General features: G+C 70.7%; 17 protein-coding genes. 3 read left to right on the top strand and 14 right to left on the bottom strand.

What is annotated here, in order from left to right; translation table 11 throughout:
* Positions 1–112: 112 nt before the first annotated feature.
* Entirely contained in the window at positions 113–1,318 is a 1,206-nt protein-coding gene (locus LC438_RS01140) for a PLP-dependent aspartate aminotransferase family protein (RefSeq protein ID WP_223585565.1), read from the bottom strand.
* A 112-nt stretch (positions 1,319–1,430) separates the two neighbouring features.
* Here LC438_RS01140 and LC438_RS01135 point away from each other — a divergent pair, with 112 nt between their 5' ends.
* Positions 1,431–1,898 (top strand): Lrp/AsnC family transcriptional regulator, encoded by a 468-nt coding sequence (locus LC438_RS01135; RefSeq protein WP_223585564.1) that lies wholly within the window; start codon positions 1,431–1,433, stop codon positions 1,896–1,898.
* Between the two features lie 90 nt (positions 1,899–1,988).
* Entirely contained in the window at positions 1,989–3,692 is a 1,704-nt protein-coding gene (locus LC438_RS01130; RefSeq protein WP_223585563.1) for an AMP-binding protein, read from the top strand.
* 31 nt (positions 3,693–3,723) lie between these two features.
* Here the strand turns inward: LC438_RS01130 and LC438_RS01125 are convergent, their stop codons facing one another.
* From LC438_RS01125 to LC438_RS01105, 5 genes are all read right to left on the bottom strand, one after another.
* On the bottom strand, positions 3,724–4,143 hold the full coding sequence (locus tag LC438_RS01125) for a hypothetical protein (RefSeq protein ID WP_105675944.1): 420 nt from the start codon (positions 4,141–4,143) through the stop codon (positions 3,724–3,726).
* A gap of 98 nt (positions 4,144–4,241) precedes the next feature.
* Positions 4,242–5,714 (bottom strand): MATE family efflux transporter, encoded by a 1,473-nt coding sequence (locus LC438_RS01120; RefSeq protein WP_223585562.1) that lies wholly within the window; start codon positions 5,712–5,714, stop codon positions 4,242–4,244.
* A 137-nt stretch (positions 5,715–5,851) separates the two neighbouring features.
* Positions 5,852–6,757, bottom strand: a complete 906-nt coding sequence (locus tag LC438_RS01115; RefSeq protein ID WP_223585561.1) for an ATP-binding cassette domain-containing protein — start codon at positions 6,755–6,757, stop codon at positions 5,852–5,854.
* Entirely contained in the window at positions 6,754–7,797 is a 1,044-nt protein-coding gene (locus tag LC438_RS01110; RefSeq protein WP_223585560.1) for an ABC transporter permease, read from the bottom strand. Before LC438_RS01110 ends, LC438_RS01115 begins: the two co-directional genes overlap by 4 nt.
* Positions 7,798–7,853: 56 nt before the next feature.
* Positions 7,854–8,840: a sugar ABC transporter substrate-binding protein gene (locus tag LC438_RS01105; RefSeq protein WP_105675937.1), complete on the bottom strand. Its 987-nt coding sequence runs from the start codon at positions 8,838–8,840 to the stop codon at positions 7,854–7,856.
* A gap of 158 nt (positions 8,841–8,998) precedes the next feature.
* Between LC438_RS01105 and LC438_RS01100 the strand changes: the two genes are divergently transcribed.
* A complete protein-coding gene (locus LC438_RS01100) occupies positions 8,999–10,183 on the top strand; it encodes a Gfo/Idh/MocA family protein (RefSeq protein WP_223585559.1) in 1,185 nt (394 codons plus the stop codon).
* A gap of 54 nt (positions 10,184–10,237) precedes the next feature.
* On the opposite strand, the gene LC438_RS01095 is transcribed toward LC438_RS01100, so the two are convergent.
* The 8 genes from LC438_RS01095 to iolC are packed head-to-tail and all read right to left on the bottom strand — an operon-like array spanning position 10,238 to position 19,266.
* The gene (locus LC438_RS01095) at positions 10,238–11,035 is read right to left on the bottom strand and encodes a TIM barrel protein (RefSeq protein ID WP_223585558.1); all 798 of its coding nucleotides are present in this window, start codon (positions 11,033–11,035) and stop codon (positions 10,238–10,240) included.
* Entirely contained in the window at positions 11,032–12,042 is a 1,011-nt protein-coding gene (iolG, locus tag LC438_RS01090) for an inositol 2-dehydrogenase (protein WP_223585557.1), read from the bottom strand. The genes LC438_RS01095 and iolG overlap by 4 nt, the downstream gene beginning before the upstream one ends.
* Before the next feature lie 38 nt (positions 12,043–12,080).
* Positions 12,081–12,998: a sugar phosphate isomerase/epimerase gene (locus LC438_RS01085; protein ID WP_223585556.1), complete on the bottom strand. Its 918-nt coding sequence runs from the start codon at positions 12,996–12,998 to the stop codon at positions 12,081–12,083.
* Positions 12,995–14,920, bottom strand: coding sequence for a 3D-(3,5/4)-trihydroxycyclohexane-1,2-dione acylhydrolase (decyclizing) (iolD, locus tag LC438_RS01080; protein WP_223585555.1), 1,926 nt, complete (start codon positions 14,918–14,920; stop codon positions 12,995–12,997). Before iolD ends, LC438_RS01085 begins: the two co-directional genes overlap by 4 nt.
* Positions 14,917–15,855, bottom strand: coding sequence for a 5-deoxy-glucuronate isomerase (gene iolB, locus LC438_RS01075; protein WP_223585554.1), 939 nt, complete (start codon positions 15,853–15,855; stop codon positions 14,917–14,919). Before iolB ends, iolD begins: the two co-directional genes overlap by 4 nt.
* A gap of 7 nt (positions 15,856–15,862) precedes the next feature.
* The gene (locus LC438_RS01070) at positions 15,863–17,401 is read right to left on the bottom strand and encodes a CoA-acylating methylmalonate-semialdehyde dehydrogenase (RefSeq protein ID WP_105675927.1); all 1,539 of its coding nucleotides are present in this window, start codon (positions 17,399–17,401) and stop codon (positions 15,863–15,865) included.
* A 9-nt stretch (positions 17,402–17,410) separates the two neighbouring features.
* Positions 17,411–18,307: a class I fructose-bisphosphate aldolase gene (locus tag LC438_RS01065; RefSeq protein ID WP_181155935.1), complete on the bottom strand. Its 897-nt coding sequence runs from the start codon at positions 18,305–18,307 to the stop codon at positions 17,411–17,413.
* Positions 18,295–19,266, bottom strand: a complete 972-nt coding sequence (iolC, locus tag LC438_RS01060) for a 5-dehydro-2-deoxygluconokinase (RefSeq protein ID WP_223587436.1) — start codon at positions 19,264–19,266, stop codon at positions 18,295–18,297. Before iolC ends, LC438_RS01065 begins: the two co-directional genes overlap by 13 nt.
* Between the last annotated feature and the right edge of the window lie 118 nt (positions 19,267–19,384).

Genomic DNA, 19,384 nt, shown 5'->3' with positions numbered 1-19,384 from the left:
CGCCGCGCGAGTGCACGGCATCCTCTCGAACGCACGAGATCTTCACGCGCAGATCCCGTGCACTCGACGAGTGCACGGGATCTCGACGCCACCCTCGGGGTGAGGGCGGGGGTCAGCGGGCGGCGTGCAGCTCGGGGGCGTGCTGCGGGAGGGCGGCGAACGCGGTGGCGAGGTCGGCGATCAGGTCGTCGACGTTCTCCAGTCCGATGCTGAGGCGCAGCACGTCGGCGCCCGGCCGGGCCTCGGGCGGAACCGGGCGGTGCGTGAGGGCCGCCGGATGCTGGATGAGCGAGTCGACTCCTCCGAGCGAGACCGCATGCGTGAACAGCTCGGTCGCCGTGGTGATGGCGGATGCCGCGGCGAAGCCGCCCCGCATCCGCATCGCGATCATCGCGCCGGTGCCGCGCATCTGCCGCCCGAGGATGCCGCGCGGATCGCCGTCCAGCCCCGGGTAGAACACCTCGGCGACCTCGGGCCGATCGATCAGCCACTGCACGATGCGGCGGGCGCTCTCCTGCTGCGCGCGCATCCGCACCGGCAGGGTCGTGAGTCCACGGTGCAGCAGGTACGCACCGAGCGGATGCAGCAGCCCTCCCGTGACGGCGCGCACGCGGCGCAGCGCCTCGGCGGTCTCCTCGCTGCACGCGACGACGCCCGCGATCACGTCTCCATGACCGCCCAGGTACTTCGTGGCGCTGTGCAGCGACATCGCCGCACCGAGGTCGATCGGGTTCTGCAGCACGGGGGTCGCGAACGTGTTGTCGACCACGACCGGAACCCCGCCGGCCTGACGCACGACGTCGGCGATGTCCGCGATGTCGAGCGTGGGGTTCGCGGGGGTCTCGACCACGACGAGCCCCGTGTCGGGTCGGATCGCGGCGGCGACCTCGTCGGGGTGGCAGTACGTGGTCTCGACGCCGAGCAGCCCGGAGCCCAGCAGGTGATCGGTTCCGCCGTACAACGGGCGCACCGCGACGACGTGGCGCATGCCCGTCGCGGGGCCGTGCGCGAGGATCACCGCGGTCATCGCCGCCATGCCCGAGGCGAACGCGACCGCGGCCTCGGCGTGCTCGAGCTCGGCGAGCGCCTCCTCGAAACGCGCGACCGTGGGGTTCCACAGGCGGGCGTAGACCATGCTGCCGTCGGCGGGAGGGCGTCCGCCCGTGGCCATCGCCTCGTACGAGTCTCCTCCGCGCTCGATGTCGGGCAGCGGGTTCGTCGTGGAGAGGTCGATCGGCAGCGCATGGACCCCGAGACCCTCGAGGTCGGAGCGGCCGCTGTGGACGGCGACGGTGTCGGGATGCAGCGGTGCAGTCATGTCTCCACGTTGCCCGAATCCCAATCCGGGCGCAGGGATTCGACAGCATCCGCCAGTTCTTCCGCTGCATTCGCTATTCTGTGCCGAAAGCGACCTTCGAAGAGGAGCCATCTTGGCGAAACCGCAACTCGACGAGCTCGACCTCGAACTGCTCGCCGCCCTCACCGCCGATGCCGAGGTCACGAACAAGGCGCTCGCCACCCGTCTGGGTCTCGCCGAGTCGACGTGCGCGCACCGCGTGCGGGCGCTGCGCGAGCGCGGCGTCATCCGCGACACCCGCATCCGCGTCGACGAGGCCGCCCTGGGCTTCCCGCTGCAGGCGATCATCAAGGTGCGCCTCGCGAACCACACCGGCCCCAAGGTCACCGCGCTGTTCGATGCGCTCGTCGGCATCCCCCGCGTGCTGCAGGTCTTCCACGTCGCCGGGGTCGACGACTTCCTCGTGCACGTCGCCGTGCAGGATGCGACGGCACTGCGGGACATCGTGCTGGAGCACATCACGATCCACCCCGTCGTGCGGGGCACCGAGACCCAGCTGGTGTTCGAGCTCCGCGACGGAAGCGGACTGCTCGGCCGGTAGCCGCGCCGTCGACGGATGCCCAGCCCCGCACTCGCGCGCAGGGCCCGAGAACGCGAGGATGGAACGGCACGTGAAGCAAGGGAGCACCGAATGAGCCGCAGCGCCACCGCAGCCACGCACACGATCCGCAAGATGCGGGACTTCCTCTTCGCGAACGCCACGGACTACGACGCCGCACGCGCCGGCTTCTCCTGGCCGCACCCCGACGAGTTCAACTTCGCGCTGGAGTGGTTCGACGTCGTCGCGGGAGAGGACCCCGACCGCCCCGCCGTGCAGATCGTGTCCGCCGACCTGTCGCTCGCGGAGTGGAGCTACGGGCAACTCTCCGCCCGCTCCGACCAGGTCGCCGCCTGGCTCACGGGTCTCGGCATCCGCCGCGGCGATCACGTCATCGTGATGCTGGGCAACCAGATCGAGCTGTGGGAGGTGATGCTCGCGATCACCAAGATCGGCGCGGTGTCGATCCCGACCTCGACGCTGCTGTCGGCATCCGACCTCGCCTACCGCATCGAGCACGGCCGCGCCCGCGCCGTCGTGACCCTCGGCGCACTCGCCGGGCGGCTCGACGGCATCGACACCCTGCGGATCGGCGTCGGCGACGGCATCCCCGCTGGGTGGGAGCGCTTCGCGGACTCCGCCGACGCCCCGACGGGTTTCGAGCCGGATGCCCCGACCCCGGCATCCGACACCGCCCTGCTCTACTTCACCAGCGGCACCACCAGTCGTCCCAAGCTCGTGCAGCACACCCACGTCTCCTACCCGATCGGCCACCTGTCGACCATGTGGTGGCTGGGCGTGCGGCCGGGCGACGTGCATCTCAACATCTCGTCGCCCGGGTGGGCGAAGCACGCCTGGTCGAGCTTCTACTCGCCGTTCCTCGCCGAGGCCACCGTCTTCGTCTACAACTACGACCGCTTCGACGCGAACGCCCTCATGCAGGTCATGGACACCCACCACGTGTCGACGTTCTGCGCACCGCCGACCGTGTGGCGCATGCTGATCCAGGCCGACCTCGGACGCCTCACGCATCCGCCGCGTGAGCTCGTCGGCGCCGGCGAACCCCTGAATCCCGAGGTCATCGAGCGCGTGCGGAACGCGTGGGGAGGGACGATCCGCGACGGCTTCGGTCAGACCGAGATGACGGCGTGCATCGGCAACTCCCCCGGCCAGCCGATCAAGATCGGATCGATGGGACGACCGCTCCCCGGCTACCCCGTCGTGCTGCTCGACCCCGTGACGGGCGCCGTGACCGACGGGGAGGGTGAGATCGCCCTCGACCTGTCGCAGCCGCCCCTCGGCCTCATGGCCGGGTACTACGACGACCCGGAGAAGACGGCGGAGTCGCGCGCAGGCGGGTTCCACCACACGGGCGACATCGCGACGAGGGATGCCGACGGCCACCTCACCTACGTCGGCAGGGCGGACGACGTCTTCAAGGCCTCGGACTACAAGATCTCGCCGTTCGAGCTCGAGTCGGTGCTGCTGGAGCACGACCTCGTGGTCGAGGCGGCGGTGGTGCCGAGCCCGGATCCGACCCGCCTGGCGGTGCCGAAGGCGTACGTGTGCCTGCGGACGGATGCCGGAGCCGACGAGGCGGAGGCCGCACGATCGATCTTCGCCTACGCGCACGACCGCCTGTCGTCGCACCTGTGGGTGCGGATCATCGAGTTCGCGCCCGAGCTGCCGAAGACCATCTCGGGCAAGATCCGTCGCGTCGAGCTGCGCGCCCGCGAGGCCGCACGCGTCGAGTCCGGAGACGAGACCGGGCAGCACCGCGACCGCGACTACCGCTGAGTCTCCCGCGGAGTCGCTTGGGTCGCGCGGCTCAGGCCGCGCGGACCGGATTCGGCCGCGTGAGCGTCGGAATCGTGCTGGTCGCCGGGGCGACGGATGCCGGAGCCGCGACGGCCGGTGCAGCGGCCGCCGCCTCGGCCTTCTCCGCCCGCGTCGGCCACTCGGCGCCGGATGCGTTCATGATCGCGCGCACGACGCCGCCGATCACCAGCAGGCCGACGAGCGCCGCGACGGAGGCCAGCAGCGGCATCCATTGGCTGGCGAATCCGGCGATGGAGCTGATCATCGCGCTGGGGATCCAGAGCCCCACCGCGCCTCCGCTCAGACCGCTCGCGCCGCGTGTGATCGCGACGGCTGCGACGATCGCGCAGACCGCCGCGAGCACCGCGCCGACCACTCCGATCGGGACCATGATCTGGGCCAGATCGCTGGCCACCCTCGATGTCGTCATGACGACCCCCCGTCAGCGGTATCTCCGCACCTTCTACATTAGGAAAGTGTCTGGATGAACGCATCCGTCTCAAGGATGATGTTTCGTACTCCTGCGGTCTAACGCCTCTTCAGGCGGGCGAGCGGCGACCTCTTCACCACGCGCACCGGCTGCGTGACGACGGCGTCGACCACCATCGATCCGTCGACCGGTCCGACGATGGCGATCGCCGACGTCTCGGTGGCCTCCGCGGGGTTCACCGGCATCCGTCCGAGGGCGCGGTGCGCGCTGATGTACGCGGGCACGAGCAGCACGATCGCCCCCACCCAGGCGAGCGGGTTGCTGAGCGCGACACCGGGGAATCCGATCCACGCGCCGAGGGCGACCGCGGCGGCGACGCGCATCACGAGCTCGATGACGCCGGTGACGGTGGGCACGAGCGTGTGCCCGAGGCCCTGGAGCGCGCCGCGGAGCACGAAGAGCACGCCGAGCGCCCAGTAGCCGCATCCGTTCACGATGAGCATGAGGTGCGCGAGCCTCACGACCTCGTCGGAGCCGTCGCCGATGAACAGCCGCACCATCGGCACGCCGAAGGCGATGATGACGATGCCGATCGCCGCACCGGCGGCCACCGCCATCCACGTCGCCTCCACGACGCCGCGGCGGATGCGGTCGGGACGGCGCCCGCCGAGGTTCTGCGCCGTGTACATCGAGACGGCGAGGCCGAGCGACGAGAGGAAGGCCACGCCGAGGCTGTCGACCCTGGCGCCCGTGGTGTACGCGGCCACCGCCTCGGCGCCGATGGTGTTGAGCGCGACCTGCACGGTGAGGGTGCCGATCGCGATGATCGACGCCTGGAATCCCATAGGCAGTCCGAGACGCAGGTGCTCCGCCACGTCGGCGCGCGTGACGCGCCAGTCGCTGCGGCGCAGGTGCAGCAGCGGCAGGCGGCGGCGCACGAACTCCAGGCACAGCAGCACCGACACGGCCTGCGCGACGACCGTCGCCAGCGCCGCCCCGGCCACGCCCCACTCGAGCGGACCGACCATGAGCACGACGAGCCCCGCGTTCAGGGCGCACGAGACCGTGAGGAAGACCAGCGGCGTGCGGGAGTCGCCGATCGCGCGGATGATCGCCGACAGGTAGTTGAAGAACATGGTCGCGCCGGCGCCGATGAAGCTGATCTGCGTGAACACGGTGGCCTCGGCCATCAGCTCGCTCGGCGTCTGCAGCAACGCGAGGAGAGGGTGCGAGATCAGGGGCGCCCCGACCGTGAGGATCACGCTCGTGATGCCGGTGAGGATCACCCCGGTCGCGACGGAGCGGCGCACCGCGACCTCGTCGCCGGCGCCGTAGGCCTGCGCGATGGAGATGGCGAAGCCGCTCGTGAGACCCCACGCGAAGCCGAGCAGCAGGAACAGCAGCGGTCCGGTCGCGCCGACGGCGGCGAGGGAGCCGACGCCGAGGTGGCGGCCGACGACGATCGCATCGACGAACTGGTACAGCTGCTGGACGACGTTGCCGAGCAGGAGCGGGATGGAGAAGGCAAGGATGACACGCCACGGACGGCCCGTGGTGAGAGAGGTGGCCATGAAGGAGCGGCTCGCAGAACTGGGGGGTGGATCGGGGGTCCGACCAGTTTATCGAATCGATTCGGCGAGCGGTATCCCCGGACACGCGGAATCGGCCGGCATCGCGGGGGCGATGCCGGCCGATCTCTTCCGCGCGCTCAGGCGGATGCAGGGGTGGGGCCGCCGGACGGCGACTCCGCGTCGGGGCTCCCCAGCTCCGACGCCTGCTCGGCCTCGCGCACGATCTCCTCGACGACCGGTGAGTCGTCGCCGATCTCCCGCTGCAGCTCGTGAGCGAGCGAGTCGAGCTCCGCGCCGCCCGCCATCATGCTCGTCAACTGCGCGAGGGAGATCTCCTCCTTCTCGAAGTTGCCGATGCTGGTGCCGCGGTTCAGCAGCAGGAACCGATCGCCCACGGGGTACGCGTGGTGCGGGTTGTGCGTGATGAACACGACGCCCAGTCCGCGATCGCGGGCCCTGGCGATGTACTTCAGCACCACGCCCGACTGCTTCACACCCAGCGCAGCGGTCGGCTCGTCGAGGATCAGCACCCTCGCACCGAAGTACACCGCACGGGCGATCGCGACGCACTGGCGCTCCCCTCCGGACAGCGTGCCGATCGGCTGATCCACGTCGCGCAGGTCGATGCCCATGTTGGCGAGCTCCGTGTACGTGATCTGCTTCATGCGCTTCACGTCGAGCCGACGGAGCGGCCCCCAGCCCTTCGTCAGCTCCGACCCGAGGAAGAAGTTGCGCCAGACCGGCATCAGCGGCACGACAGCGAGGTCCTGATAGACCGTGGCGATGCCGGCATCCAGCGCCGCCCTCGGCGACGAGAACGTCACCTGCTCCCCGTCGACGAGCAGCTCGCCGCTGGAGGGGGTGTGCGCCCCGGCCAGCATCTTGATGAACGTGGACTTGCCCGCGCCGTTGTCCCCCAGGACGCACGTGACCTGTCCGGCGTTCACCGTCGTGCTGACTCCGGCGAGCGCGTTCACCGGACCGTAGCTCTTGCCGATGTCGCGCACCTCGACGACGGGCGCCGTCGTGCTGACCGCGGTCATTTCACTCCTCCCGCCCTGAGTCGCACCCAGTGGTTCAGGAACACCGCCAGCAGCAGCATCGCTCCGAGGAACGTGCGCAGCCAGTTCGTGTCCCACTGGGCGAACGTGATGCCCTGGAAGACCATGCCGTAGATGAGGGCGCCCAGCGCCGCGCCGATCGCGGAGCCGAAGCCTCCCGTCATCAGGCAGCCGCCGACGACCGCGCAGATGATGTAGATGAACTCCTGCCCGACGCCCGTGTTCGCCTGCACCGTCGAGGTGCGGAACAGCGAGATCATGCCGACCAACCACGCCGCACCGGCCGTGACCATGAACAGGCCGATCTTGGTCTTGAGCACGGGAACGCCCACCTGGCGGGATGACGTGACCGCCCCGCCGACCGCGAAGATCCAGTTGCCCGGCCGGGTGCGCAGCAGCACCCAGGTCGCGACGGCGGTGACGACGAACCACCAGAGCACCGAGATGTAGAAGGTGCCGCCGCCGATCTCGATCGACGAGCCGAAGAGGGGCTGGATGCTGTCGTAGTAGGGCACCTTGGTCATGCCCTGGATGGCCACCTGACCGGTGATGAGCTTCGTGACGGCGAGGTCGATGCCCGCCAGGACGAAGAACGTGCCGAGAGTGATGATGAAGCTCGGCAGCCCGGTCTTCATCACGAGGAGGCCGTTGAGGGCGCCGATCGCGAGGGCCAGCACGAGCGAGACGAGCACGGCCACCCAGATATTCAGTCCGTACCGGGTGGTCAGGATGCCGACCACGAGAGCGGTGAAGCCGGTGAGCACACCCGCCGAGAGGTCGAACTCCCCGCCGATCATGAGCAGGGCGACCGCCACGGCCATGATGCCGAAGGTCGATGCGGATTCGAGCCAGACGCCCGCTCCGGCGGTGGTCATGAAGCTCTTCGTGTAGACGGAGAAGAAGATCATCACCGCCAGCGCTGCGACGAGCGCTCCCATCTCGGGCCGCACGAGCAGATTGCGCAGCGGCCGCCGTTCCAGTCGCGGTCTGTTGCCCACCGTGACGATGTCCGTCGTTGTCATCTTCAGTCCTTTCGCCGGACGAGGGGGCGGGTGTCATCCCGCCCCCTCCGCCGGTGTTAGCGCGTGCCCTTCTTGGCGAACTCCGCGACCTGGGCCGCGTTGTCCTTCGTGACGAACGCCGGTCCGGAGTAGATCGGCTCCCCACCGCCGATGTCGTTGCCGTTGATGCTCTTGAGGTAGAGCGCTGTCACCCCGAGGAAGCCCTGCACGTACGGCTGCTGGTCGACCGCGAAGAGGATCTTGCCGTCGGCCACTGCGGCCACGACGTCTTCCGACAGGTCGAAGGTCGCGACCTTCGCCGCGCTGCCGGACTCCTCGACGGCGCCGACCGCGTCGATCGCGTACTGGCCGCCGAGGGTCAGCACGGCGTCGATGGAGGGGTCGGCCTGCAGCTTCGACTTGATGGTCGCCTTGACCTCGGCATCGTTCGTGCCGTCGACCTGCAGGTTCTCCATGGTGCCGCCGAACGCGCCGGCCGCGGCCTTGCAGCGCTCCTCGAGCCCGATGTTGCCCGCCTCCTGGATGACGCAGAGGGCGTTGGTCGCGCCCTCCGTGCTGAGGCGCTCGCCGACAGCGGCTCCCGCGATCGACTCGCTCTGCCCGACGTGGGTGATCGCGCCGAACTCCTTGAACTTCTCGATGCCCGAGTTGATGGTCACGACCGGGATGCCGGCGGCGACGGCGCGCTCGACGCTCGCCTGGACGCCGTCGGGGTTGGCCATGGAGACGACGATGCCGTCGACCTTCTGCGCGATCGCGTTGTCGATGAGCTGCGACTGCTTCGCGGGGTCGGGGTCGGAGTTGTAGGTGACGTCGGCGCCGTAGTCGGCTCCGGCCTTCTCCGCGCCGGACTTGACGCGGTCCCAGAACGCGTCGCCGGGCGCTGCGTGCGTGACCACGGCGTAGCTCAGCCCTGAGGACTTGGTGTCGCCGCCGCCGCCCTGCGAGTCGGTCGTCGGTTCCTGTCCGGTTCCAGAGCACGCCGACAGCAGCAGCGCGGCTGCGGCGGCGATCCCCAGAACGCCGATGAGGCGCTTCTTCATTTCGGTTTCCCTTCGATGCGGATCCTGTCGACGTCGACACGTCCCACCTGGTGACGTCGGTGTCAGGGCGATCCTGACACCGTGGAGTCCAAATGTCAATACATTCTGTCAACATCTCCATTCGGGGTATACGCTGTGTCCAACGGAAGGAGTCGCCCGTGGTGACGAAGAAGCACATCGGCGTCGGTCTGGTCTCGGTCGGATGGATGGGGCGCCTGCACTCACGCGCCTATCTGGAGGCGCACAGGCACTACCCCGACCTGCCCCTCGTCGCCGACCTCACGGTCGCCGCAGACCCGGATGCCGGGGGCCGCGAACACGCCGCCGACGTGCTCGGCTACCGCGAGACCGTCTCCGACTACCGCGAGCTGATCGCCCACCCCGACGTCGACGTGGTCTCGATCTGCTCGCCGAACTTCCTCCACCACGAGATCGCCCTGGCCGCCATCGCTGCGGGCAAGCCGTTCTGGATCGAGAAGCCGATGGGCCGCGGCGCCGGCGAGTCGCGAGAGATCGCACAGGGCGCTCTCGACGCGGGCCTCGTGACCTCGGTGGGCTTCAACTACCGGCACGCCCCCGCGATCGCGCACGCCAGGCGCCTGGTGCGCGACGGGGCGCTCGGCACGATCACGAACGTGCGCGTCGCCCTGCTCGCCGACTACTCGGCCGATCCCGACGGCGCCCTCACGTGGCGGTTCAGCCGCGATCGCGCGGGCAGCGGCGTGCTCGGCGACCTGCTCTCGCACGGGGCCGACCTCGCGCAGTACATCGTCGGCCGGATCAGCTCCGTCAGCGGGCTCACCGAGACCTTCATCCGCAGCCGTCCCCTGCCGTCGGCCGGCGCGGCCAGCCACTTCAGCAAGGGCGCCGACGACGGCCCCCGCGGCGACGTCGAGAACGAGGACTACGCCGCGATCCTCGCCCGCTTCGACTCCGGCGCGGTCGCCGTGCTGGAGTCCAGCCGCGTCGCGATCGGCCCCCGCGCCGAGTACCGCATCGAGGTGTACGGCACGAAGGGCTCGCTGCGGTGGGACTTCCAGCGCCTGAACGAGCTCCAGCTGGCCGATGACGCCTCCGGCTACCGCACCGTCATGGCCGGGCCCGACTACGGCGACTTCGCGCGCTTCCAGCCCGGGGCCGGCACCGGCATGGGCTTCGACGACCTGAAGACCATCGAGGCCTCGCTGTTCCTGCGCTCGGTCGCCGAGGGCAGGCAGCTCGCGCCGTCGGCATCCGATGCGTGGTCGGCGGCGGAGATCGTGGATGCCGCGCTGCGGAGCACGGCATCCGGAGCCTGGGAGTCCGTGCCCGAGGTGACGGGCCCCACGACGTACGACGCGTGACCACAGAGAGGCCGATGCGGTGTCCGCATCGGCCTCTTGTTGCGTCTCTGCTCCTCAGACCCCGAAGGCGCTCCGGAACGCGTCCAGCGCGGCATCCGTGTCGGTGCGCGCCCAGCCCTCGAGGCCGATCACCCCGTCGTAGCCGAGGTCGCGCAGCGCCGCGGCGATCGCCTCGTAGCGGATCTCCCCCGTGCCCGGCTCGCAGCGACCAGGCACATCAGCGACCTGGATCTCGCCGACCCACGGCAGCGCCTCCCGCACGAGCTCGATCAGGTTCCCCTCCCCGATCTGCGCGTGGTACAGGTCGAGGTTGAGGCGCAGCCACGGGGAGTCCACGGCCCGCGCCAGACGCAGCGTGTCGGCAGCGCGGGCGAACGGGGTTCCGGGGTGGTCGACGGCGGTGTTCAGGTTCTCCAGCGTGAACACGCGCCCCTCGCGCGCACCCAGCGCGGCCAGTCGCGCGAGGGTGTCCGCCGCGATCTCCCACTCGTGCGGGGCGACCTCGGTCTGCGGGCGCACCGGAAGGCCGCCGGGCGCCAGCCCCGTGCCGTGCAGGTTCAGCCGGGGTGAGTCGATCACCTCCGCCTTCCGCAGCGACTCCTCCGCCGTCGCGAGGAGGTCGGCGATGCCGTCGGGCGTCGTGAGGTCGCCGCGGAGGTACCCCGTCATCGACGAGAACACCGCGCCGGTGGCGGCGAGAGCGGGAAGGTCCTTGGTGCTCCAGTCCCAGATCTCGACCTCGAAGCCGCGCTCGTGCAGCCGGCGTACGCGCTCGACGAAGTCGAGGTCGGTGTAGAGCATCTCGGCCGACGCGGCCAGCCGGTAGCGGGCGGGCTGCTCGACGGCGCTCATCGCAGGTCGACCGGCACGACGACGCGCTCGGTCGCCGAACGCTGCGCGGCGTCGGCGAGGATCAGCGCCGCGCGGCCGTCCTCGAACGTCGGACTCGTCGACTGCTCTCCGCGGGCGAGCAGGATGAACTCGTGCAGCTCCGCGGCGTAGGCGGCGGCGTAGCGCTCCAGGAAGAACGGCTCGTACGGGGGCTTCGCCTCGACGGCATCCGCGGTCGACAGGCTGACGAGGCTGGTCGGCGCGTTCGCGACCTGCAGCATCCCGGTGCCGCCGAAGGCCTCGATGCGCTGGTCGTAGCCGACGGCGCTGTGCCGCGAGTTGACGATCGTGACGAGGGCGCCGGATGCCGCGCGCAGGGTCGTCACGGCGGTGTCGAAGTCGCCGTGCTGGGCGGCGCCGGCGTCGAAGGTCGTCGAGCCGGATGCCGAGACCTCGACGATCTCGGGCAGGAAGAACCGCGCCATGTCGAAGTCGTGGATCGTCATGTCGCGGAAGATCCCGCCGGACACGGCGACGTAGTCGGCGGGCGGGGCCGAGGGGTCGCGGCTGATGATCGTGAGCTGTTCGAGGGCGCCGATCTCACCCGCGGCGACGCGGGCCCTGGCCGACGCGAACGCGGGGTCGAAGCGGCGGTTGAAGCCGAGAGCCACCGGCACCCCGGCCGACGCGACCCGGGGACGCAGCGCCTCCACCCGCGCGATGTCGAGGTCGATCGGCTTCTCGCAGAGCACGGGGATGCCGGCATCCACCGCCTGAGCGATGAGGTCGACGTGCGTCGGCGTCGGCGAGGCGATGAGGATCGCGTCGACCTCCCCCGAGGCGAACACCTCGTCGGGGGTGTCGGTCGCCGTGCCGCCGTACGTCGCCGCGACGCGGCGCGCGCCGTCGACGAAGGGATCGGCGACCCAGGAGAGCTGCGCGTCGGGGTCGGCGGCGATGCTCGCGGCGTGCACCTGGCCGATGCGTCCGGTGCCGATCAGGCCGAAGCGGAGGGGAGCGTGTGACATCGTGCGGTCCTTCGGGGAGAGGGGTCGGGGAGAAGGGGTCACGCCCAGGGGCGCAGCGCCTCGCGGTTGCGGATCTGGTCGGCCCCGCGCGCGGCGCGGAACTCGGAGAGGGAGACGTCGGGGCCGTTCAGCACGTCCTGCTCGACGACGATCCAGCCGTCGAAACCGCGCTCGTCGACGGCATCCATCACGGCGGCGAGGTCGATGTCGCCCGCGCCGAACGCGACGAACGAACCCGACGACCAGACCTCGCGCATCCCGCCGCCGGCGGAGAGCACGCGCGTCAGCTCGCCGAGGTCGACGTCCTTCAGGTGCAGGTGGTTGATGCGGTCTCCCCAGCGGCGCACGGCGTCGAGCGGGTCTCCCCCGGCGATGAAGAGGTGACCGGTGTCGAGGGTGAGATCGACGTCGACGTTCGCGAGGAACCGGTCGATCTCGTCGGGCGATTCCACGAACGTGCCGGCGTGGTGGTGGAAGGTCGGCTCGAAGCCGGCCGCGCGCACGATGCCCGCGGCGCGCTCGGTGTTCGCGAGCAGCCTCCCCCACGCGGCCTCGGCGAGCGGGTCGACCTCGCCTCCGCGGCCCGGCGCACCCTGGCGGATGCTCGAGCCTCCGTCGGCGAGCGTGGGCAGCGGCAGACGCTCGGGACCGTCCTCCGCGGCGTCGGAGAACGCCCGCAGTGCCTCGTGCAGCTCCGGCAGCGCCGCCTCGAACGCGTCGTCGTCGGAGAAGGGCAGCTGCACCCAGCCTCCGGCGAGCTCCAGCCCGTGGCTCCGCAGCCGCTCCCGCAGCCGCGCGCCCTGCCCGAAGAAGCCGGACGGGCCCAGGTCCACGCCGCGGTAGCCCGACTCGGCGAGCGTCGCCAGCAGATCGTCGGGGCTGATCGTCTCGGCGCCCTCCGGGGTCAGCTCGAACACGCCGAAGCTCACCGGGGCGCCGGCCACCGTCGCCTTCATGCCTCTCCTCCGTCTTCCGCGCCCAGCAGCGGGCGCTGCGCCGTCCGGCGCTGTTCGTACTCGCGGCGCGCGCGACGGGTCGTCGGCAGCGACGCCTCCTCCGGCACCGGCACATCCCACCAGCCCTCCCCGTCGGGGGCGTAGAGCAGCGGGTCGCTCTCGATGTGGATCACGGTCGACCGCGGCGAGGCCTTCGCTGCGGCGAGCGCGGCCGACAGGTCGTCGATCGCGGATGCCGTCGCCGGGATCTCCACGACGTGCAGCCCGTAGCTGCGAGCGTTCATGGCGAGGTCGACCGGCAGCAGCCGCTCGGCGTGCGCCGGATCGTCCTGCATCCGGTAGCGCGTGCCGAACCGTTCCGAGCCGACGGTCTCCGACAGGTGGCCGATCGAGGCATAGCCGTGGTTCTGCACGATCACGATGATGAGCTTGATGCCCTCGGCGACGACCGTGGCGAGCTCGGAGCTCAGCATCAGGTACGAGCCGTCTCCCACCATCACGACCACGTCGCGGTCGGAGCCGGATGCGAGGGCGCCGCGCTTGGCGCCGAGTCCGCCGGCGATCTCGTACCCCATGCACGAGAACGCGTACTCGACGTGATAGCCGAGCGGGTCGCGCACGCGCCAGAGCTTGTGCAGGTCGCCGGGCAGGGAACCCGCGGCCTGGACGATCACGTCCTCCGGGTCGGTAGCCGCCTGGACGGCGCCGATGATCTCCGGCTGGCCGGGCCGCTCCAGCCCCGATGGCGTGAAGGCGGCGTCGACCGCGGCATCCCACTCCGCCTTCTCCCCCGCGATGCGGGTGGCGTGCTCATCGCTCACGATCCGGACGGGCAGCGCCTCTGCGAGCGCGACCAGCGTCTCGCGGGCGTCAGCGATCACCGGCAGCTGCGTGCCGTGCTTGTACGCGTCGAACGCGGCGACGTTGATGTTGACGAACTCGACACCCGGATGCTGGAACGCCGTGCGCGACCCCGTGGTGAAGTCGCTGTAGCGCGTGCCGATGCCGATCACGACGTCGGCCTCGGCGGCGAACCGGTTCGCTGCGGTCGAGCCCGTGGCCCCGACTCCGCCGAGGTACTGCGGGTGGTCCCAGGCGAGGCTGCCGCCGCCGGCCTGCGTCGTGCCGACGGGGATGCCGGTGGCCTCGACGAAGGCGCGCAACTGCTCCTCTGCGCCCGAGTAGATCACGCCGCCGCCCGCGACGATGAACGGGCGCTTCGCGGCGCGGATCGCCCGCACGGCCCGCTCCAGCGCACCGCGTTCGGGGACGGGCCGGCGCACGTGCCACTCGCGCTCGGCGAGGAACGACAGCGGCACGTCGATGCTCTCGGCCTGCACGTCCTCCGGCAGCGCGATCGTGACGGCGCCGGTCTCGGCGGGGTCGACGAGCACGCGGAGGGCGTTCAGCGCGATGGAGAACAGCTGCTCCGGCCGCTGCACGCGGTCGAAGAAGCGCGAGAGCGGACGGAACGCGTCGTTGACGGTGAGCCCGATGTCCCACGGCTGCTCCAGCTGCTGCAGCACCGGGTCGGCCACGCGCGTCGCGAAGGTGTCGCTCGGCAGCAGCAGCGCCGGCAGCCGGTTCGTCGTGGCGAGCGCGGCGCCGGTGAGCATGTTGGTCGCGCCGGGGCCGACGGATGCCGCGGAGGCGAACGTCGCCCTGCGGCGGTGCATCCGCGCGAAGCCGACGGACTGGTGCACCATCGCCTGCTCGTTGCGGGCCTGGTGGTACGGCATGAGGCCGGGGCTCTCGACGTCGAACTGGCGCAGCGCCTGGCCGATGCCGGCGACGTTGCCGTGTCCGAAGATGCCGAACACGCCGGGGATCGTCCGTTCGCGGATCTCCCCGTCGACCGTCCACTGGTTCGCAAGGAACCCGACCAGCGCCTGGCTGACCGACATCCTCCTGGTCGCCGTCATCGCGGCCCTCCTTCGTCGTGCTCGTCGTCGTGCGCCGATGCGCCCTCGGGGAAGGGCAGGCGCGGGTCGATCGGCTGCGAGGCCCACCCGTCGCGCACCCACGCGTGCGCGGGGTCGTCGCTGATCAGCCACTCGCGCTCGGGGTCCGGCCCCGCCATCACGTTCAGGTAGTACAGGTCATAGCCGGGGGCGGCGACCGCAGGGCCGTGGTAGCCGAACGGCACGAGGGCGATGTCGCCCGTGCGGACCATCGCGTCGATCTCGATGTCGCCGGCGGGAGAGGAGTAGGTGCTGAACAGCCCGAACGCGGCATCCGCCCCCTGCGTCGACCGGTCGGCGCGAGCCGCCTCGAAGTAGTAGATCTCCTCGAGCCGCGACTCGTGACCGGGCACGTGCTCGTCGTGCTTGTGCGGAGGGTACGACGACCAGTTGCCTGCCGGCGTGATGACCTCGCACACGATGAGCCGGGCGGCATCCAGCGCCTGCGGGGTGCCGAAGTTGTGCACCTGGCGGCTCGACGCACCCGCACCGCGGAGCTCGACGGGGGTCTCTGCCGCCGCGATCCGCCTGGTCGGCCGGACCTCGGTCGTCGGCGACGAGGCGACGGCGACCCTGCCGCTCCCCCGCACGATCGCCGTCGCATCGGTGGAGAGGTAGAGCACGTCGGTCGGACCGTCGAAGACCGACGCGCGGCCCGCGAGCTCCACGGTCGACGCGGACCCCCGCTCGACGACCTCCACCGTGAAGCTCCCGGCGAGCGGCACGACGATGCGCTCCTGCCCGCCGCCGTCCAGCGCGAGGGACTCGCCCTCGGTCAGCACGCCCACGCGCAGACCCGTGTGCTGCCAGCCGGGGATGCCGTCGCCGACGACGCTCTCCCACCCCTCGCCGGCGAGCGCGCCGCGGCGATGGAACCATCCGGTCTCGTCGTTCATGCGCGCCTCAGCGGTTCTGCGGGAATCCGAGGTTGATGCCCTCGTGCGTCGCCGGGTCGAGCCAGCGGCTGGTGACCGCCTTCTCCCGCGTGAAGAACTCGAACCCGTGCACACCGTACGCCTTCGCGTCGCCGAACAGCGAGGCCTTCCAGCCGCCGAAGGAGTGGTACGCGACGGGGACGGGGATCGGGACGTTGATGCCGATCATGCCGACCTGCACCTCGGTCTGGAAGCGCCGCGCGGCGCCGCCGTCGTTCGTGAAGATCGCCGTGCCGTTGCCGAACTCGCCGGAGTTGATGAGGTCGAGCCCCTCCTGGAACGTCTCGACGCGCACGATCGACAGCACCGGGCCGAAGATCTCCTCGCGGTACGCCCGCGACGTGAGCGGGATCTCGTCGATCAGCGTCGGTCCGAAGAAGAAGCCGTCCTCGTGCCCGTCGACGACGAAGCCGCGGCCGTCCACCACGATGCGCGCCCCATCGGCGGCGGCGATGTCGACGTAGCCCGACACCTTCTCGCGGTGCGCGCCGCTGATCAGCGGGCCGAGGTCGGGCTCGCCGTCGGCATCCCCCGCGCCGTTGCCCACGCGCAGCCGGGAGATCCGCTCGGTGATCTTCTCGATGAGCCGGTCCGCCACCGGCTCCACCGCGATCAGGACGGAGATCGCCATGCACCGCTCGCCCGCGGCGCCGTAGCCCGCGTTGATCGCCTGGTCGGCGACGAGGTCGAGGTCGGCGTCGGGGAGCACCAGCATGTGGTTCTTCGCACCGCCGAGCGCCTGCACCCTCTTGCCGTGACGGGATGCCGTCTCGTAGATGTACTGCGCGATGGGGGTCGAGCCGACGAACGAGATCGACTGCACGACAGGGCTCGTGAGGAGGCCGTCGACCGCGAGCTTGTCACCCTGCAGCACCGTGAAGACGCCGTCGGGGAGCCCGGCCTCGCGCCACAGCTCGGCCATCCAGAGAGCGGCGGACGGATCCTTCTCGCTGGGCTTGAGCACCACGGCGTTGCCGGCGGCGATCGCGATCGGGAAGAACCACATCGGCACCATGACCGGGAAGTTGAAGGGGCTGACGATGCCGATCACGCCGAGCGGCTGCTTGATCGAGTACACGTCGATGCCGGTCGAGACGTTCTCCGAGTAGGCGCCCTTGATCAGGTGCGGGAACCCGGTGGCGAGCTCCACCACCTCCTGTCCGCGGAGGATCTCCCCCATCGCGTCGGAGAGCACTTTGCCGTGCTCACGCGTGACGATCTCGGCGAGCTCGCCCTTGCGGGCGTTCAGCAGCTCGCGGAATGCGAACAGCACCGCTTGACGCTTCGCGATCGACGTGGCGCCCCAGGCCTTCTGCGCACGCTCTGCCGACGCGATCGCCTCGGCGATCTCCGTCTCGTCGGCGAGCGCCACCCGGCCGATCACGGCTCCGGTCGCGGGGTTGAAGACGTCGGCGGTGCGACCGCTCGTCGAGGGGCGCGGCGCCCCGTCGATCCAGTGGCCGATCTCCTGCACACCCGTGAGGGCGGCTGTCGTGTCGATGGTCATGCGGGCTCCTCAGATCAGCGTGGGGTGGACGAGTCGGGCCGCGATGTCGACGGCCGCGGCGACATCGCCGTCGGGCGGGTAGAGCAGGGTGCGACCGGCGGTGAGGCCCCGCACGCCGGGGAGCGACATCGCGTCCTCCCAGGCGGCGAAGGTCTCGTCGGGGTCGTCGGGAGAGTCGCCGCCGAGCAGCACGGTCGGCATGGTCGTCGCCGCCATCACTCGCTCCATGTCGGCCACGACGGGCAGCTTCATCCACGTGTACGCGCTGCTGCCGCCGAGACCAGCGGCGATCGCGATCGAGCGGATGACGGCATCCGGCGTCAGGTCGTTGACGACGTGCCCGTCCTTCCACTGGCTCACGAACGGCTCCAGCATGATGGGCAGTCGAGCGGCGGCGGCCTGCGTGACGGCGTGGGCGGTCGCCTCGAGCGTCGCCGAGGTGCCCTCGTCGTCGAAGTTGATGCGCATGAGCGTCTTCGCGAAGTCGAGCCCGGAGTCGACGAGGCTCGGCACGTCGTAGGCCGTGAAGCGGTCGTCCATCTCGAAGGTCGCCGAGCGGAGGCCGCCGCGGTTCATCGAGCCCACCACGACCTTTCCGTCGAGCAGGCCGAGAGCGGCGAGGTCGTCGATGATGTCGGGGGTCCCGAGCACGCCGTCGACGCCCGGTCGAGAGAGAGCCGTGGCGAGCCGGTCGAGCAGGTCGTATCTGTCGGCCATGGCCGTCGCGTCCGGTCCCACCGCGAGCGCGCCCCTGGCCGGGTGGTCGGCGGCGACGATGAACATGCGGTCGTCGGCTCCCAGGATCTCGCGCCGCGTGCGCGCCCGCAGCGCCTCGGTGATCTCGTGCGGACGCCGCGAGCGGATCTCCCGCAGCCGCGCGAAGTCGGATGCCGTCAGGATGCCCATGTCAGTTCCCCCCTGCCCATCGCCTCGTCGACCTCCGCCGTCGTGGGCATGGCCGTCGAGCACTCCAGGCGCGAGGCGACGATCGCCCCCGCCGCGTTCGCGAAGCGGATGATCCGCTCGAGCTCCCACCCGCTCAGCAGGCCGTGGCACAGGGCGCCGCCGAACGCGTCGCCGGCGCCGAGGCCGTTGACGACGTCGATGACCAGCGGGGGCACCTCGACGGTCTCGTCTCGGGTCTTGGCGAGCACGCCCTTGGGCCCCTGCTTCACGATCGCGAGCTCGATGCCGCGGTCGAGCAGCGCGTCGGCTGCGCGGTGCGGGTCGGTCTCGCCGACGGCGATCTCGCACTCCTCGCGGTTGCCCACGGCCACGGTCACGGCGTCGAGCACGGCATCCACCTGCGCGGACGCCGCGGCCGGATCGCTCCAGAACATCGGGCGGTAGTCGAGGTCAAGCACCGTGTGCCGTGCGCGCCCCCTGGCAGCGAGCGCCGCAAGATGAGCGGAGCGGCTGGGCTCCTGGCTGAGGCCGGTGACCGTGAGCCAGAGGAGATCGGTCGCACGCACGGCGTCGAGGTCGATCTGGTCGGCGTCGAGATTCAGATCGGGCGCCTTCGGGTCGCGGTAGAAGTACAGCGGGAAGTCGTCGGGCGGGAAGATCTCGCAGAACGTCAGGGGCGTCTTCAGCAGCGGATCGACGGCCACGCCGGAGGGGTCGACGCCGAGGCGGTCGAGCTCACGGAGCAGATAGCGGCCGAAGGGATCGTCGCCCACGCGCGAGACGAGGGCCGAGCGGCGCCCGTGCCGCGCCGCGGCGACGCTCACGTTGGCCGCGCTGCCGCCGAGGTACTTGCCGAAGCTCGTCACGTCTTCGAGGCCGACCCCGCTCTGCAGCGGATAGAGGTCCACTCCGAGGCGTCCGAAGGCGATGATCTCGGGTGCGTCCTGCGTCTCGGTCATGCGCGCGAACACCTCTCTGTACGTCGGCATCCGCTTCGATGCTCGAATGTCCTAACAATAGCACATAGGTGTGTTCGCGCAAGAGATCCCGCCCGCTGAAGTTGCGGACGTAAGATTG

It is taken from the genome of Microbacterium sp. OVT16B (genome assembly GCF_019969705.1).
GTDB lineage: Bacteria > Actinomycetota > Actinomycetes > Actinomycetales > Microbacteriaceae > Microbacterium > Microbacterium natoriense.
Note: the sequence above shows the minus strand (reverse complement) of the source record. Positions and strands in the feature narration are given on the sequence as shown.